General features: G+C 70.8%; 17 protein-coding genes. 11 read left to right on the top strand and 6 right to left on the bottom strand.

All coding sequences use genetic code 11. The annotated features are described in order from the left end of the window. The first annotated feature begins 306 nt into the window (after nucleotides 1–306). Nucleotides 307–432: a hypothetical protein gene (locus tag G412_RS41365; protein WP_279626761.1), complete on the top strand. Its 126-nt coding sequence runs from the start codon at nucleotides 307–309 to the stop codon at nucleotides 430–432. Between the two features lie 38 nt (nucleotides 433–470). After that, entirely contained in the window at nucleotides 471–1,154 is a 684-nt protein-coding gene (locus tag G412_RS0109665; RefSeq protein ID WP_028811930.1) for a glycerophosphodiester phosphodiesterase, read from the top strand. On the opposite strand, the gene G412_RS0109660 is transcribed toward G412_RS0109665, so the two are convergent. After that, nucleotides 1,144–1,728, bottom strand: coding sequence for a GNAT family N-acetyltransferase (locus G412_RS0109660; RefSeq protein ID WP_028811929.1), 585 nt, complete (start codon nucleotides 1,726–1,728; stop codon nucleotides 1,144–1,146). The two genes, G412_RS0109665 and G412_RS0109660, sit on opposite strands and share 11 nt — an antisense overlap. Nucleotides 1,729–1,798: 70 nt before the next feature. Between G412_RS0109660 and G412_RS0109655 the strand changes: the two genes are divergently transcribed. The 5 genes from G412_RS0109655 to G412_RS0109635 all read left to right on the top strand — a co-directional run bounded on the left by G412_RS0109655 (nucleotide 1,799) and on the right by G412_RS0109635 (nucleotide 5,514). Continuing rightward, nucleotides 1,799–2,185 (top strand): VOC family protein, encoded by a 387-nt coding sequence (locus tag G412_RS0109655; protein WP_028811928.1) that lies wholly within the window; start codon nucleotides 1,799–1,801, stop codon nucleotides 2,183–2,185. 129 nt (nucleotides 2,186–2,314) lie between these two features. Then, the gene (locus G412_RS0109650; RefSeq protein ID WP_028811927.1) at nucleotides 2,315–2,896 is read left to right on the top strand and encodes a DUF5134 domain-containing protein; all 582 of its coding nucleotides are present in this window, start codon (nucleotides 2,315–2,317) and stop codon (nucleotides 2,894–2,896) included. An 82-nt stretch (nucleotides 2,897–2,978) separates the two neighbouring features. After that, nucleotides 2,979–3,914 carry a M56 family metallopeptidase gene (locus tag G412_RS0109645; RefSeq protein ID WP_028811926.1) on the top strand — a complete coding sequence of 312 codons (936 nt, stop codon included), beginning with the start codon at nucleotides 2,979–2,981 and terminating at the stop codon, nucleotides 3,912–3,914. A 103-nt stretch (nucleotides 3,915–4,017) separates the two neighbouring features. After that, nucleotides 4,018–4,725: a phosphatase PAP2 family protein gene (locus G412_RS33740; RefSeq protein WP_037648255.1), complete on the top strand. Its 708-nt coding sequence runs from the start codon at nucleotides 4,018–4,020 to the stop codon at nucleotides 4,723–4,725. A 147-nt stretch (nucleotides 4,726–4,872) separates the two neighbouring features. Then, nucleotides 4,873–5,514, top strand: coding sequence for a TetR/AcrR family transcriptional regulator (locus G412_RS0109635; RefSeq protein WP_028811925.1), 642 nt, complete (start codon nucleotides 4,873–4,875; stop codon nucleotides 5,512–5,514). On the opposite strand, the gene G412_RS0109630 is transcribed toward G412_RS0109635, so the two are convergent. After that, entirely contained in the window at nucleotides 5,502–6,989 is a 1,488-nt protein-coding gene (locus G412_RS0109630; protein WP_028811924.1) for an LVIVD repeat-containing protein, read from the bottom strand. The two genes, G412_RS0109635 and G412_RS0109630, sit on opposite strands and share 13 nt — an antisense overlap. A gap of 109 nt (nucleotides 6,990–7,098) precedes the next feature. Here G412_RS0109630 and G412_RS0109625 point away from each other — a divergent pair, with 109 nt between their 5' ends. Both G412_RS0109625 and G412_RS0109620 read left to right on the top strand, forming a co-directional pair. Then, nucleotides 7,099–7,797, top strand: coding sequence for a DUF305 domain-containing protein (locus tag G412_RS0109625; RefSeq protein ID WP_078606886.1), 699 nt, complete (start codon nucleotides 7,099–7,101; stop codon nucleotides 7,795–7,797). 216 nt (nucleotides 7,798–8,013) lie between these two features. Then, the gene (locus tag G412_RS0109620; protein ID WP_028811922.1) at nucleotides 8,014–9,375 is read left to right on the top strand and encodes an FAD-dependent oxidoreductase; all 1,362 of its coding nucleotides are present in this window, start codon (nucleotides 8,014–8,016) and stop codon (nucleotides 9,373–9,375) included. Between the two features lie 36 nt (nucleotides 9,376–9,411). Here G412_RS0109620 and G412_RS0109615 read toward each other — a convergent pair whose 3' ends face one another. From G412_RS0109615 to G412_RS0109600, 4 genes are all read right to left on the bottom strand, one after another. Then, complete coding sequence (locus tag G412_RS0109615; protein WP_028811921.1) at nucleotides 9,412–9,765, bottom strand: ArsR/SmtB family transcription factor; 354 nt, start codon at nucleotides 9,763–9,765, stop codon at nucleotides 9,412–9,414. Between the two features lie 128 nt (nucleotides 9,766–9,893). Beyond that, nucleotides 9,894–10,994 carry an NADH:flavin oxidoreductase/NADH oxidase gene (locus tag G412_RS0109610; protein WP_028811920.1) on the bottom strand — a complete coding sequence of 367 codons (1,101 nt, stop codon included), beginning with the start codon at nucleotides 10,992–10,994 and terminating at the stop codon, nucleotides 9,894–9,896. 108 nt (nucleotides 10,995–11,102) lie between these two features. Beyond that, nucleotides 11,103–11,951, bottom strand: a complete 849-nt coding sequence (locus G412_RS0109605; RefSeq protein ID WP_028811919.1) for an SMP-30/gluconolactonase/LRE family protein — start codon at nucleotides 11,949–11,951, stop codon at nucleotides 11,103–11,105. Then, nucleotides 11,948–12,718: an IclR family transcriptional regulator gene (locus G412_RS0109600; protein WP_028811918.1), complete on the bottom strand. Its 771-nt coding sequence runs from the start codon at nucleotides 12,716–12,718 to the stop codon at nucleotides 11,948–11,950. Before G412_RS0109600 ends, G412_RS0109605 begins: the two co-directional genes overlap by 4 nt. 202 nt (nucleotides 12,719–12,920) lie before the next feature. Here G412_RS0109600 and G412_RS0109595 point away from each other — a divergent pair, with 202 nt between their 5' ends. Together G412_RS0109595 and G412_RS0109590 are read left to right on the top strand one after the other, a co-directional pair. After that, nucleotides 12,921–14,069 carry a mandelate racemase/muconate lactonizing enzyme family protein gene (locus tag G412_RS0109595; RefSeq protein WP_028811917.1) on the top strand — a complete coding sequence of 383 codons (1,149 nt, stop codon included), beginning with the start codon at nucleotides 12,921–12,923 and terminating at the stop codon, nucleotides 14,067–14,069. 41 nt (nucleotides 14,070–14,110) lie between these two features. Further along, nucleotides 14,111–15,079 (top strand): zinc-dependent alcohol dehydrogenase, encoded by a 969-nt coding sequence (locus tag G412_RS0109590; RefSeq protein ID WP_051338271.1) that lies wholly within the window; start codon nucleotides 14,111–14,113, stop codon nucleotides 15,077–15,079. The last annotated feature ends 172 nt before the right edge of the window (nucleotides 15,080–15,251 follow it).

The following is a 15,251-nucleotide window of genomic DNA, read 5'->3' as shown; positions in this document are numbered from 1 at the left end:
CCGTAAATTATCCTGCCGAGCCCCATTGATCGCCGCTGTTCTTCCTGTCTTTCACCGTACGAGCGATGGCTTCTGCCACGCCGGTCAACGCGAGGTGCGCGAGCGGCAGCCCTGACAGGTCACCGGCCGCGGCGCCGTGTCAACGCTCGCGGGGCACTCCCACGCACGAGTGACGCGGGTCGCGGATCGCCGCCCCGAGGCGGTAGGACGGGCGGGAGCCGCGTTGCCCGGCTCCCCCTCCTGTCCTCCCTCTGTCCTCCCCCTGTCCTCCCGCGACCCTCGCCGATCTCCCTGGAGCCGTACCGCGTGAGCACCCGCGCAGTTCTTGTCGCCGCCCTGATCACCGGTCTGATCCTGGGGATCGCCGGGGCCCGAGCGGAGCACTCCGCTTCCCCGCGCGAGACGGGTTCCCTCATGGAAGCGGGCCGTTAGGCTGCCCAGGAGCCGCCGTCGACGGAAGCGAGATTGCCTTGAGTTTCCTCACCATTGGTCATCGCGGGGTCATGGGTGTCGAGCCGGAGAACACCCTCCGTTCCTTCGTCCGCGCCGAGCAGGCCGGCATGGACGCCATCGAGCTCGACCTGCATCTGAGCAAGGACGGCGCGCTCGTGGTCATGCACGACGCCGAAGTGGACCGTACGACGGACGGCAGGGGCGCGATCGCCGACCTGACCCTCGCGGAACTGCGGGGGCTCGACGCCGGGCAGGGCGAGCGCGTCCCGCTCTTCGAGGAGGTCCTCGACACGGTGAAGTCGCCGCTCCAGGCGGAGATCAAGGACGCGGCCGCCGCGCGGGCCCTCGCCGAGGTGATGCACCGGCGGGATCTGGCGGGCCGCGTGGAGGTGTCGTCGTTCCATGACGAGGCGGTCGCCGAGATCGCGTCGCTCGTCCCCGGCGTACGGACGGTGCTGATCGCCAGCCGTTACGGCAACGATGTGGTGGACCGTGCCGAGGCGGTGGGCGCGGCGACCCTCGCGCTGAACATCCGCAGGCTGACCCTGGAGACGGTGGAACGCGCCCGCGCGGCGGGGTTGCGCGTCATCGGCTGGGTGGTGAACACGCAGGATCATCTGCGGCTGGTGCGGGCGCTGGAGCTGGACGGTGCGACGACCGACTACCCGGAGATCCGCCGCACGGGACGCTTCACCGCGTAGCCGCCCCGCCCGCTTCGTCCAGCGCCTTCACCAGCAGCTCGAACTCCAGGTCGTCGCGCTGCGGCACGCCGAAGCGCTCGTCGCCGTACGGGAAGGGGGTCATCCGGCCCGTACGGCGATAACCGCGCCGCTCGTACCAGGCGATGAGGTCGTCCCGCACGGAGATCACCGTCATGTGCATCTCCCTCGCGCCCCAGACTTCCCGCACGGTCCGCTCCGCCTCAGCGATGATCACCTTGCCGAGTCCCGCGCCCTGCATCCGGGGACGGACCGCGAACATCCCGAAGTACGCGGCCTCTCCCCGGCATTCGAGCTGGCAGCAGGCGACCAGCTCGCCGTCCCGCTCGACCGTGAGCAGCCGGCTGTCCGGCGACTTGATCACATCGAGGACACCCTCGGGATCGGTCCGCTGCCCTTGGAGGATGTCCGCCTCCGTGGTCCAGCCCGCACGGCTCGCGTCCCCCCGGTACGCCGACTCGATGAGCGCGACGAGCGCGTCCGCGTCGGCCTCTGTCGCGTCGCGGAAGGTGAGCTCTGCGGCGGCCGGGGGCGCCGGGCGCGGGGTGGTCTCCATCAGGGACGCTCTCCAGATCTCTACGTCGGGTCGGGCGCCCCGAGCCTAACCCGCGCTAGGGTCCGGGTGCATGGTGCATGTACTGAGCAGCAGGACCCTTCTGCGCCCCACGGATCCCGAGCGTTCGCGCGCGTTCTACGGCGGGGCCCTGGGGCTCGCCGTGTACCGCGAGTTCGGCACGGGCCCGGAGCGCGGGACGGTGTACTTCCTGGGCGGCGGCTTCCTTGAGATCTCCGGCCGCTCCGACACCCCTCCCTCGCCCGGCCTCCAGCTATGGCTCCAGGTCGCGGACGCGTCGGCGGCGTACGACGAGCTGTCGGCGCACGGCGTCGAGGTGCTGCGCCCGCCGGTCAGGGAGCCGTGGGGGCTGATCGAGATGTGGGTCGCCGATCCCGACGGAGTGCGCATCGCTGTCGTCGAGGTGCCCGCCGACCATCCGCTGCGCCACCGCCCCTGAGGCCGCCCTGAACCCCGGCCGCGCCCCCGCGCACCCCCGCGCAACCCCTTCGCACTCCCGTGCGCTCGCGTACGACGTGGCGGGAGCGGGCATCGACCGGGACGACACCGTCGATCGGGGAGGTACGCCGTGCACGGACAGACGATGTCCGGCTGGCTGCTCGTGGCGTTGTGTGCCGCGACGGGCGCGTACTGCCTGCTGGGGGTTCGCAGCGGCAGGGGGCAGGACCGTGAGGGGGCGGCCGGTGAGGCGCTGATGGGGTTCGGTATGGCGGCGATGGCCGTGCCCGCCGCGGTGCTCGCGCCGCCGGTGTGGGGATGGATGCTGTACGCCGCCGTCTTCGGCGGGGCCGCGGTGCGGGCGCTGTGGCGGGCACGCGGGAGCTCCGTCCACACGCATCACGCGCACCATCTGGTGGGGTCGCTCGCCATGGTCTACATGGCCCTGGTGATGGCGCCGGGCGGCGCCGGTTCCGGGCACGCGGGCCACACGGCCGGGTACGCGGCAGGCGGAGTTCCGCTGCTGACCGGTGCGCTGCTGCTGTACTACGCGGCGTACGTGCTGCGTTCGGGGGTGAAGCTGATGCCGGTGGCGGCGGGGACCGCGGGGGCGGGCGGTGGGACGGTCGCCTGGGGGGCGCGGCCGGAACTGGCGCTCGCCTGCCGGGTTTCGATGGGGATCGGCATGATCGCGATGTTGCTCACCGTCTGAGGCGCGCGGCGAAACAGTGTCCTGCGTCACTTGAGTGCCGAGGCCATACCTGTGAGTAGGGTCGCGCTCATAGGCTGGCCGCATGACGGTCTCCTTCGCACTTCTGCTGCTCGGTGTCGTCGCCGCCGTCGCGGCCCCGCGGCTGATGTCGCGCGCCGACTGGCGGGAGCGCGAACCCGTGGTGGCCCTGTGGGTCTGGCAGTGTGTGGTGGCCGCCGTGCTGCTGTGCTTCGGCCTTTCGATGACGTTCAGCGCGGCTGCCGCCTGGCAGGCCGTACGGGGGCAGGTCTTCGCACCCGCCCCGCACGGCGTGGTGGAGGCGTACGCGCTGGCCGCGTACGGGCCTTGGTCCGCGGTCATCGCGGTGCTGCTGGCGTGCGGCGGGGCCTGGACCGCGGCGATGCTGACGCGGGAGGTCCGCAGGGCGCGCGTACGGCGCCGGCAGCGGCGCGGCGAACTGCTCGTGCGCGCCCCGCTGCTGCCCGGCGAGGAGCCCGGCAGTGACCGTCTCGTCGTACTTGAGGGTGAGCGTCTGGACGCGTGGTGGCTTCCGGGCGCGACGCCCCGGCTGGTGATCACCACGGCCGCGTTGCGGCGCCTGAAGGGACACCAGCTCGACGCCGTACTCGCCCATGAACAAGGACATGTCCGGGCCAGGCACGACTGGCTGCTGCACTGCGCGTCCGCTCTCGCGATCGGGTTCCCGCAGGTTCCGGTGTTCGCGGCGTTCCGCGACGAGATGCACCGGCTCGTCGAACTGGCCGCCGACGATGTGGCCTCGCGGCGCTTCGGCCGGCTGACGATCGCCCTCGCCCTGGTCGAACTCAACGAGGACCGCGGCGTGTTCGGCCCGTGCCCGACACCGCACGCCGAGCTGCCACGGCGCGTCGACCGGCTGCTGGCGGCGGCGCCGCGGCTCACCGCCGGCCGCCGGCTGCGGCTCACGGCCGCGGCCTCGCTCGTCCCCGCCGTACCGCTGCTGGTCGCGTTCGTGCCGGGGCTCAGCGCGCTGGGCTAGGGCGTGTCCGGCGGCCCCGGCCATGGTCCGCCGGACAGGCCCCAGCCGCCGTGCGGCAACGGCGGGGTGGCCCCGGGCTCCGGCGGTGGGCGAGGATCTTTCCATGCGCTCTTCCCAGCTCGCTCCGCCGTCCCGCCCCGCACCGCCGCCCGCCCCCGTGGTCGCGGCGGTTGTGTTCACCGCTCTCTCCGTTTTCCTGCTGCTGCTCGTCGCGGTCGAGTGGCGCCCCCTGATGTCGCTCGACCGCACGGTCGGGGACGCGTTGCACGACTGGGCGGTCAGCGACCCCGCACTCACGCAGACCAACCGGATCATGTCCGACTGGGTGTGGGACCCGTGGACGATGCGTGCGCTGGTGGCCGTCGTCTTCGTATGGCTGCTCCGGCAGGGGGAACGGCTCCTGGCGCTGTGGATCGCCGCCACCAGTGTGATCGGTGCGCTCGTACAGCAGGGCCTCAAGGCAGCGGTCGGCCGTGAGCGGCCCCAGTGGCCGGATCCGGTCGACTCCGCGCACTTCTCGGCCTGGCCGTCCGGCCATGCGATGACGGCGACGGTCACCTGCGGGCTGCTGGTGTGGTTGCTCGTCCTGCGCGGCGCCGATCCGAGGCTGCGGGCGGCCGTCCTGGTCGTGGGAACGGTCTCCTGGGTCGGTGTCGGTGTCACCCGGCTGTATCTGGGGGTGCACTGGGTGTCCGACGTGGTGGGCGGCTGGCTGCTGGGAGCGGCCGTCGTGGCGCTTTCCGCGGTGGCGTACGGTCGGCTGGTCGCTTCGCGGGAAGAGGCCGACGGCCGACAAGAAACAGCCGGCTGACCGCTGACATGGACGAGCGTCTGTATCCGGCGGTCCCCCGCGCCGCCGGATACAGACAGCAAGCCCCCAGAACAAGCCACGGCAAGGCGCCTGTCCTGACACCACTGAGTATATTGGCTACGGGCCAGTCAACGCAGGAGTTACAGCATGTCCCCGCGCAGCGCATCGGTCAACGAGGAATTGCGTCGCCGTTCCCGGGAACGGCTGTTGCAGGCCACCGTTGAGCTCGTCGGGGAGCGCGGCTACGAGGCGACGACGCTCGGCGCCATCGCGGACCGGGCCGGAGCGGCGCGCGGACTGATCTCGTACTACTTCCCCGGCAAACGGCAGTTGCTGCAGTCGGCCGTTCACCGGCTGATGCACCGGACGCTTGAATCCGCCCTGGAGCGTGAACCGCGCACCGAGGACGGCAGTGAACTGCTGGCCCGCGCGATCGACTGCGTACTGGGCCTCGCCCGCGACCATCCGGTGCTCATGCGCACCCACATGGCCGGCATTCTCCAGGCCGAAGGCTTTGTGCAGTGCCCCGAACAGCAGCGGCTGGCGGAGCTGCTGCGGAACACCGTCGTGCGCTATGGGACGCCGGATGTGGACGCCGACTATCCGCTGCTGCGCGCACAGCTGATGGGGGCGGTGTTCGCCGTACTGCTGCCGGGGGCGCCAATGCCGCTTCCCCGGCTGCGGGCGGAGCTGTTCCAGCGGTACGGACTGGACTGGGAGCTCGGCGTTCCGCCGGGCGGAGAACCGCCCGGCGGTGCCCGTGCGCCGACCGTGGGTCAGCGGCGGTAGGCGGGCTGGGTCTGCACGTTGAGCTCGCGCAGACGGACCTTCTTCGCGCTGTCGGTGCGTTTGTCGTTGAGCTTCAGGACGTCGAAGCCCTTCGCCATGTCGTTCGAGTAGATGTAGCCGTTGTAGTAGTACGCCGACCAGGAGCCGGCGGTGACCGAGGAGGTCGCGCTGACGGGGCCGCGCTCGAAGAAGGCGATCTCCTTCGGCCTGAGCGAGTCGGTGAAGTCCCAGACGGAGACGCCGCCCTGGTACCAGGCCTGGACCATGATGTCCTTGCCCTTGACCGGGATCAGCGAGGAGTTGTGGGCGACACAGTTCTCGTTGGCGGCCTGGTGACGGTCGATCTTGAAGTAGCTCTTGAAGACGAGCTTGCGCTGGTCGCCCCTGCCGGTGAGGTCGTAGATGCCGTTGGCGCCACGCTTGGGGCCGGTGGCTTCGTTGCAGGTGGCGGCGGGGCCGCCGCCGAGCTCGTCGGTGAACACGATCTTGTCGGCCTTCTGGTTGAAGGTCGCCGAGTGCCAGAACGAGAAGTTGACGTTGTCCTGGACGCGGTCGATCACCCTCGGCTTCTCCGGGTCCTCGATGTCGAAGATGATGCCGTCACCCATGCAGGCACCGGCGGCCAGATCCTTCGAGGGCAGCACGGTGATGTCGTGGCAGCCGGTCGTCTGGGTGACGCCCGGGTTGGTGGGCGCGCCCGGGTTCCCGCCGTCGGGGAAGAGGACCGGGAAGTCGACGATCGCGGACTTCTCCGGGGCGCCGCGCGGCACCTTGATGATGGAGATGCCGTCGTGCGGCGGCTTGCAGTCCGGGAACGTGTCGCTCGGCGAGTACGACGAGACATAGACGTAGACGTTGCGGCGCTCGGGCACCAGCGTGTGCGTGTGCGAGCCGCACGCCGTCTCGACAGCGGCGACGTACCGCGGGTTGCTCTTGTCGCTGATGTCGAAGATCTTCATGCCCTCCCAGGAGGACTTCTCCGTCGCGGGCTGCGAGGTGCTCGTGCACGAGTTGTCGCTGCGGGAGGAGTCCGTGGAGAGGAAGAGCAGGTCTCCGGAGATGGAGATGTCGTTCTGCGAGCCGGGGCACAGGACCTGGGCGACCGTCTTGGGGGCCTTCGGGTCGCTGATGTCGAAGATCCGGAACCCGTCGTAGTTGCCGGAGAAGGCGTACCTGCCCTGGAACGCCAGGTCCGAGTTGGTGCCCTTGAGGGCGTCCTTGGGGACGTTCGCGAGGTGCTCGATGTTCTTGCTGTGGACTATCTCGTCCACACCGGGTATCTCGCCGCTCTCGATGGCGGCCCGGACTTCGGCCTGCTGCGAGGTGGTCAGGCTCTTCTGCTTCGCCGGCGCGTCTCCCGGATCGGGGGTCGCGGCCGCGGGGCCGGCCGTCAGCAGCGTGGCGATGAGCCCTGCTGCGGCTGTTGCCACGCCCAGGCGTCTGCGCCGCACGCGGGTGATGTGCAACGAGGTCACTGCGTCCTCCCTTGTATCCGTTCGTAGTTGAACGGTTCATACACCCCGGCAGTATGGTCGTTTGCATGCACATCTCAACAGACGGCAATGAGGACGTAGTGAAACTCATGTGTCCCAGGAGGTCGCCGTGTTGACCCATCACAACCCCACGCGTGCCCGCAGACCCGGTATCGCGCACGTGGCGACCACGACCGCGGCCGCGGTCGCCGCCGTACTGTGCCTCGGCGCGTGCGACGCGGAGGGCGGGAGCGGGCCGAAGGCGAAGTCGGCCGCCGGGCCTTCGGTGGTCGCGCCCGGCAGGCCGGGTGAGCCCGCGAGGACCATGTCGGCGCAGGAGGCGGCGAAGTCCCTGCCCGACGGCTCGCCCAACGGGGCGGACTTCAGGTACGCGCGCATGATGATCGAGCATCACGGCCAGGCACTGGTGATGACAGAACTCGCGCCGAAGCGGGCATCGTCCACGCAGGTCAAGCGCCTCGCCGAGCGGATCACAGCGGCTCAGCGCCCGGAGATCGGCGCCATGCGGGGGTGGCTGGACAACAACGGCGGCGAGAAGCACGAGGGCGGCCACGACCACGCCGCGATGCCGGGGATGGCCACGGACAAGCAGCTCGCGCGGTTGCGGGAGGCCGAGGGCAAGGACTTCGACCGGCTCTTTCTGAAGCTGATGATCGTTCACCACGAGGGCGCGGTCGACATGGCGACCGAGGTCCTCGCGCAGGGGAACAATGTCCAGGTCGAGGAGATGGCGACGGACGTGCTCGCGCAGCAGACGGCCGAGATCGGCAGGATGCGCGACCTGCGGTAGTCGCGGCGGAGCCGTACCGACGGCGCCCCATTCGGTTCATAATGGTTGTCAGCGCAAAAAAGGCACTTTCCAGCACGGTGAATACGTAACGGCACGTCCGCGCGGGGGCCGCCGTGGTTGCGCACGCGCGCACACCGCGAGGCCCCCCGCGGCGCATCTCCCCAGTCCCGCCGATCGGTGCCATGCTGGAGACCCTTGCGGGAAGGAGCCCCCGCCGTGCTTCGTGTCGCAGTCATCGGTTCAGGCCCCAGCGGGGTCTACGCCGCGCAGGCCCTGGTGCAGCAGGACGCGGTGCCCGACGTGCACGTGCACGTACTGGACCGGCTGCCCTGTCCGTACGGACTGGTGCGCTACGGCGTCGCACCGGACCACGAGAAGATCAAGTCGCTCCAGAGCAACCTGCGCACCGTTCTCGAACACGAGCGGATCACCTTCGTCGGCCATGTCGAGGTGGGAGCGGCGGGACTCACCTGTGCACGGCTGCTGGAGCTCTACCACGCAGTCGTGTACTGCGTCGGGGCCGCCACCGACCGCAGGCTCGGCATTCCGGGCGAGGATCTGCCCGGAAGCTACTCGGCCACCGATTTCGTCTCCTGGTACAGCGCGCATCCGGACGCGTCCGCGAACGGCTTCGCACTGGGCGCGCGTTCGGCCGTTGTCATCGGGGTGGGCAATGTGGCGGTGGACGTGGCCCGCATCCTGGCGCGCGCCGCGCACGAGCTGCTGCCCACCGATGTGCCGCAACCGGCGCTCGACGTGCTGGGGAGGAGCCTGGTGCGCGATGTGCACATGGTGGGCCGGCGCGGTCCCTCCCAGGCGAAGTTCACCACCAAGGAACTGCGGGAACTCGGCACACTGCCGGACGCGGGAGTGGTCGTACGGCCCGAGGAGCTCGCCCTGGATCCGGCGTACGCCGATCCCGAGTCGGCGGCCGCGGTGGCCCTGCCGGCCGTGAACCGGCGCAATGTGGAGGTACTGCGGGGCTGGGCGGCGGGTGGGGGCGAGGAGCGGGCGCGCCGCATCCATCTGCGGTTCTTCCTGCGGCCGGTGGAGGTGCTGGAGGAGAACGGACGGGCGGCGGGGGTGCGCTTCGAGCGCACGGTGCCCGACGGCAGCGGCGGCGTACGCGGCACGGGAACGTACGAGGACATCGAGGCCCGGCTCGTACTGCGGTCGGTCGGCTACCGGGGAGCACCGCTCCCCGGACTGCCGTTCGACGCGGGGAGCGGGACGGTGCCGCACGCGGCGGGGCGCGTTCTGCGGGACGGTGTGGCGTCGCCGGGCGAGTACGTCGCGGGCTGGATCAAGCGGGGCCCGACCGGCGTCATCGGCACCAACCGGCCGTGCGCCAAGGAGACGGTGGCCTCGCTCCTCGCGGACGCGCCGGCGCTCGCCCGGCGCCCGCTCCCTGACGACCCGCTCGCCGCGCTGCGCGAGTCGGGCGTACGGCCGGTGGTGTGGAACGACTGGCAGGCCATCGAGGCGGCGGAGGCGGCGCTGGGTGTCGCGCTGGGCCGGCGCTCGGTGAAGCTCCACGAGTGGGCGGGGCTGCTGGCCGCCGCGCACGGCGGCAGTTGACGTCCGCCGGGGGCCAGGGCCCCTCCCCCGCTCTCGTCAGCCGTCCGTGCCGAGCCGGTCCGCCTCAAGGGCCGCGGCTTCCAGGACGCGCTCGATGAGGCCGGGGAAGAGCGCGTCCAGGTCCTCGCGGCGCAGCCCGTTGAGTTTGGCCGTGCCCCGGTAGGCCTGGCGGATGACACCGCTCTCCCGCAGTACGCGGAAGTGGTGGGTGGTCGTCGACTTGGTGACGGGAAGGGTGAAGTACGAGCAGGCCAGCTCGGTCTCGGCCACCGCCATCTCGCGGACGATCAGCAGGCGCATCGGGTCGGAGAGCGCGTGCAGCACCCCTTCGAGGCGGATCTCGTCGCGCGTGGGATGCGCGAGGTCACGCGTGCTCGTGGCGGTGTTCACGGCGGTCTCCAGTTCATCCGGGGTGTCTATCGTACGACGCTCGTCGTAGTTTGGCGTTCCTCGCACTACCGGGCAGAGGGCCGTGGGCGGGGCGCGGCGCGGACACCGTGCCCCGCTGAGGGAGGGGCTCAGATCGCCCAGCCGTACTGGTCGGGCGTGTGCACCTCGCCGCCCAGTTCCCGTGCGGCGTGGCGGGCGAACGAAGGGTTGCGCAGCAGTTCCCGGCCGAGCAGCACGGCGTCCGCCTGGCCGTCGGCGAGGATCTTCTCGGCCTGCACCGGGTCGGTGATCAGGCCGACGGCGGCGACCGGCAGGCCGGTCTCGGTGCGGACCCGCTCGGCGAACGGCACCTGGTAGCCGGGGCCGACGGGTATCCGCGCGTGCGGCGCGAGCCCGCCCGTCGAGACGTCGAGCAGGTCCACGCCGTGCGCCAGAAGCTCGTGGGCGAAGCGGACGGTGTCGTCGGCCGTCCAGCCGTTCCGCTCGTCGTCCGGGTTCTCGGTCAGCCAGTCGGTCGCCGAGATCCGGAAGAACAGCGGCAGTTCCTCCGGCCACACCGCGCGCACCGCGTCCACGACCTCCAGGGCGAACCGCGTGCGGTTCTCGAAGGAGCCGCCGTACTCGTCGGTGCGGTGATTGCTGTGCGGGGAGAGGAACTCACCGATCAGGTAGCCGTGCGCGCCATGCAGCTCGGCGACCTTGAAGCCGGCCGCGAGGGCCCGCCGCGCCGCGTCCGCGAACTGTCCGACGATCTCCTGGATCTGATCCGTGGTGAGCTCGCTGGGTACCGGGTGCTGCTCTCCGTACGCCAGCGGACTCGGCGCGACGGTCTGCCAGGACTCGGGGTCGTCCGCGGCGACCGGGCCGCCGCCGCGCCAGGGGCGGTCGGTGGACGCCTTGCGTCCCGCGTGCGCAAGCTGGATGCCCGGAACCGTGCCCTGACTCTCCAGGAACGCCGTGATGCGGCGGAACGCCTCGACCTGCCGGTCGTTCCAGATGCCCAGGTCGGCCGGGCTGATCCGGCCCTCGGGGCTGACCGCGGTGGCCTCGACCAGGATCAGGCCGATGCCGCCGGTGGCCCGGGCGGCGTAATGCGCGAAATGCCAGTCGTGCGCCACTCCGGCGTTCGGTCCGAACACCTCCGCGCTGTACTGGCACATGGGGGCCATCCAGATGCGGTTGGGAATGGTCAGCGTGCGCAGGGTGTAGGGCTCGAAGAGGGTGCTCACGAGAGGACTCCGTTTCAGCGGGTGCGGCTGGATCGACCGGCGCTTGTACGATAGACACCGTACTACGATGGTCGTGAAATTACGAAGCCTCTCGTACAACCAGTCCGGTCAGCCTCCGAAGGGCGTGCCGGGCAGGCCCTGGCCCGCGCCCGGAAGGACCAGCAGAGAGCCGGAGAGCGGATGCGGACGGGCGAGACCGGTCCGGGCCGTGGTGACGTACAGATCGCGCAGGCCGGCGCCGCCGAAAGCGCACGACGTGGGACGGCGTACGGGAAGTGCGACGATCCGGTCGAGCCGCCCGTCCGGCGTGTACCGGCGGATCGCCGCGCCGTCCCAGAGAGCCACCCAGACACAGCCCTCGGCGTCGACGGTCAGCCCGTCCGGGTAGCCGGCGGACTTCTCGATCCGCACCCACGGACGGCGGTTCAGGACGCGTGCGCCGGCCACGTCGAAGACGTCGATACGACGGGTGGGCGAGTCGGCGTAGTACATGAGGCGCCCGTCCGGGCTCCAGCCCGTGCCGTTGCTGACAGCGGCGGTCACTTCCCGCGTCGTCGTGCCGTCCGGGGCGATCCGGGTGAGGCTTCCACCCCCCGGCGCCTCGTCGTACCGCATCGTGCCCGCCCACAGCGCCCCGTCAGGGCCGACGGCCGCGTCATTGCCGCGTCGGCCGGGCACGGGGTCGCGCACCAGCCATGAGAACGCCAGGTCGGGCCCGTACAGGCCTATTCCGTCACGGAGGTTGACGACCAGGCCGCCGCCGGCCCGCGGCCTGGCGGCGCCGACATGCTGCTCGGTGACCATGACCGTACGGCGGCCGCTCACCGGGTCGTACGTATGGACGCGCGCGGACAGGATGTCCACCCAGATCAACCGGCCGGCCGCCGCGTCCCAGACAGGCCCCTCGCCGAGCGACGCCCGCTCCCGGACGGCGACCTCCGGGCCCCCCGCGTTCACGGCCGGACCCGGTGACCGAGGCGGACCGACAGATCGCCCGCACCCTTGGCCGCCAGCTCCGCCAGCTCGTCCTCCCGCGCCTCGCTCCACCGGATCATGGGTACGGAGATGGAGAGCGCCGCCACGACCCGCCCCGCGCTGTCGCGCACCGGCGCGGCCACACAGCTCACGTCCGGGTTCGACTCCCGGTGCTCGAAAGCCAGACCGCGTTCCCGGATCTCGGCGAGGGCGGTGCGCAGATCGGCCGGATCAGTGATGCTGTTGGGCGTCATCGCGGCGAGGGACCGCTCTCCCACGCGCGCGTCGAGCTCCGCCTCGGGCAGCGAGGCGAGCAGCATCTTTCCCACGGAGGTGCAGTGCGCGGGCAGCCTGCGACCGGCGGCGGAGACCATGCGTACCGCGTGCGTGGAGTCCACCTTCGCGATGTAGATGACGTCGGTGCCCTCAAGGATGGCGACATGGACTGTCTCGTCACAGGTCTCGGCCACCTCGCGGGCGACCTGCTGTCCCTCCGCGGCGAGATCGAGCTGTTCCGCGTACCGGCTGCCGAGCTGATAGGTGCGCACCCCGAGCCGGTAGCGGCCGGGCTGGTCGGGAACGGGCACCACATAGGAGCGCGCGGCGAGCGTGGTGAGCAGCTCGTGCACCGTGGTGCGGGGCAGTTGGAGCTTTCGCGTGACGTCGGGCGCGGACAGGGTTCCGTCCCCCTCCAGGAACAGCTCCAGTATGTCCAGCGACCTCGTCACCGCCGGGACCAGTCGTCCCATGATCGGCCACCCACCCCTTCCGTTCGAAACCCCGACCATTGGCCGGCATGACGAACACAGGCTAACCACAGGTCCGTTCGCCCGGCAATGGGCGGGGCTTTCCCCGCGCGAGCCATTGACACCTCATGGAGCCGCTGATTACGGTCACGCCAGCATTTCGAACGTGTGACGAAATCTCGAACACCTTCAAGGGGCAACTGCCGTGCGTATTACGGGAATCAGCACGCATGTCGTCGGGACACCCTGGCGCAATCTGACCTATGTCGTTGTCCATACGGACGAAGGCCTCACCGGTGTCGGCGAGACCCGGATGCTCGGCCACACCGACGCTCTGCTCGGTTACCTCCGCGAGGCGGAGGCCAACCACATCGCGGGATCCGACCCGTTCGCCGTCGAGGACCTCGTCCGCAGGATGAAGTACGGCGATTACGGGCGGGCCGGCGAGATCGTCATGTCGGGCATCGCCGTCGTGGAGATGGCCTGCTGGGACATCAAGGGCAAGGCGCTCGGCGTGCCGGTCTGGCAGTTGCTGGGCGGAAAGGTCACCGACAAGGTCAAGGCGTACGCCAATGGCTGGTACACCACGGAGCGCACTCCGGAGGCGTACCACAAGGCTGCTCAGGCGGTCATGGAGCGGGGCTACAAGGCCTTGAAAATCGACCCCTTCGGGACCGGTCACTACGAGCTCGACCACGCCAAGACGCTTTACGCGGTGTCGCTGATCGAGGCCGTACGGGACGCGATCGGACCGGACGCCGAGCTGATGCTGGAGATGCACGGGCGCTTCTCCCCCGCTACGGCGGTGCGGCTTGCCCACGAGCTGGCACCGTTCCGGCCCGCCTGGCTGGAGGAGCCGGTTCCGCCGGAGAACCTCAAGGCGCTGGAGAAGGTCGCCGCCAAGGTGGACATGCCGGTCGCCACCGGGGAGCGTATCCACGACCGGATCGAGTTCCGCGAGCTCTTCGAGTCGCAGGCGGCCGACATCATCCAGCCGGACCTCGGCCACATCGGCGGCATCCTGGAGGCCCGGAAGCTCGCGGCGACCGCCGAGACGCACTACGTGCAGGTCGCCCCGCACAACGTGGGTGGTTCGGTGCTGACCGCCGCGAGCCTCCAACTGGGCGCCTGTACACCCAACTTCAAGATCCTTGAGCACTTCAACGACTTCGCCGACGCGGAGATCAAGAAGGTGGTGCGCGGAGCGCCCGAGGTGGTCGACGGCTACTTCGAGGTGTCCCACGCGCCCGGTCTCGGCGTCGAGCTCGATGTCGCGGCGGCGGCCGAATTCCCGCAGCAGCAGGCCAGGTTCGACCTGTGGGCCGAGGGCTGGGAGCGGAGGAAGAGCGAGTGAGCAGTCGCGCGATCGTCGTCGAAGCGCCCGGATCGCACCGGATGGTGACCGGGGACGCGCCGGAACCCGGCCCCGGCGAGGTACGGGTGCGGGTGGCGGCCGCCGGCATCTGCATGAGCGACCGCGAGGTATACGACGGCCATCGTGACGCGGCGTACGTGCGCTACCCGGTGGTTCCCGGGCACGAGTGGTCCGGGACCGTCGAGGCGGTGGGTGCAGGTGTCGACGGCGGGCTCGTCGGGCGCAAGACCGTGGCCGAGGGATTCCGGGCGTGCGGCACGTGTGAGCGGTGCCGCTGCGGCGATACGTCGCTGTGCACAGCCGGGTACGACGAGACGGGTTTCACCCGGCCGGGCGCCTTCGCCGACCATGTGGTCGTCCCCGCCCGGCTGCTTCATCCGCTCGCCGACGACGCCGATCTGCGGGCCGCCGCGCTGCTGGAGCCGGCCGCGGTCGTGGCTGCCGCCGTGCGGGCGGGGCACGCGGAAGCGGGCGAGCGGGTGGCCGTGGTGGGAGCGGGCACGCTCGGGCTGCTGGCGGTGCAGTTGCTGGCCGCCGCGAGCCCCGGCGAGCTGACGGTCTTCGACCCGCGTGCGGAACGGGCGGCCCGCGCCCTGGAGTTCGGGGCGACCGAGGCGCGTACGCCCGAGGAGGAGGGAGAACTCGCGGGACGGTACGACCTCGTCGTCGAGACTGCCGGAGCGCCTTCCACCGCTGCGTCGTCCTGTCTGCTGGCCCGGCGGGGCGGCCGGGTGGTTCTCACCGGGATGTTCGCGCCGGGGGCGACGGGGATCGATCCCGTACATCTGTCGCTGAGCCAGCTCAGCGTGCGGTCCGTTTTCGGGGCGCCGTCGTCGGCCTGGTCGTTCGCTGTACGAGCGTTCGGCGCCGGGTTGATCGATCCGGGGCCGCTGATCACGCACGAGTTTCCGCTGGAGGAGTTCGGTGATGCGGTGGCGTGTGTGGGGCGCGGCGACCCCAAGGTAGGGAAGGTGCTGTTGCGGCCGTAGGGACGGCCGGGGGCTCTTTCCCTTCCCCGCCCTGTCTGGCGGGCTTCGCCCCGGACCCTGGTCCTCATGCGCCGGACGGGCCGGACGGGACGTACGGGCTGAAGAGTCGCCGCACGGTGAAACGCGCGGCACGCCGAGAGACTGCCGCACAGCTCGCTGGCGGACACCGCAC

It is taken from the genome of Streptomyces flavidovirens DSM 40150 (genome assembly GCF_000429085.1).
Lineage (GTDB): Bacteria > Actinomycetota > Actinomycetes > Streptomycetales > Streptomycetaceae > Streptomyces > Streptomyces flavidovirens.
This window is presented reverse-complemented; position numbering and strand designations above follow the sequence as displayed.

Excerpts from the sequence above, each read along its gene's own strand:
- G412_RS0109600 (WP_028811918.1), bottom strand. The coding sequence starts at position 12,718 with ATGGGACGACTGGTCCCGGCGGTGACGAGGTCGCTGGACATACTGGAG.
- G412_RS0109635 (WP_028811925.1), top strand. The coding sequence starts at position 4,873 with ATGTCCCCGCGCAGCGCATCGGTCAACGAGGAATTGCGTCGCCGTTCC.
- G412_RS0109660 (WP_028811929.1), bottom strand. The coding sequence starts at position 1,728 with ATGGAGACCACCCCGCGCCCGGCGCCCCCGGCCGCCGCAGAGCTCACC.
- G412_RS0109645 (WP_028811926.1), top strand. The coding sequence starts at position 2,979 with ATGACGGTCTCCTTCGCACTTCTGCTGCTCGGTGTCGTCGCCGCCGTC.
- G412_RS33740 (WP_037648255.1), top strand. The coding sequence starts at position 4,018 with ATGCGCTCTTCCCAGCTCGCTCCGCCGTCCCGCCCCGCACCGCCGCCC.
- G412_RS0109655 (WP_028811928.1), top strand. The coding sequence starts at position 1,799 with ATGGTGCATGTACTGAGCAGCAGGACCCTTCTGCGCCCCACGGATCCC.
- G412_RS0109590 (WP_051338271.1), top strand. The coding sequence starts at position 14,111 with ATGGTGACCGGGGACGCGCCGGAACCCGGCCCCGGCGAGGTACGGGTG.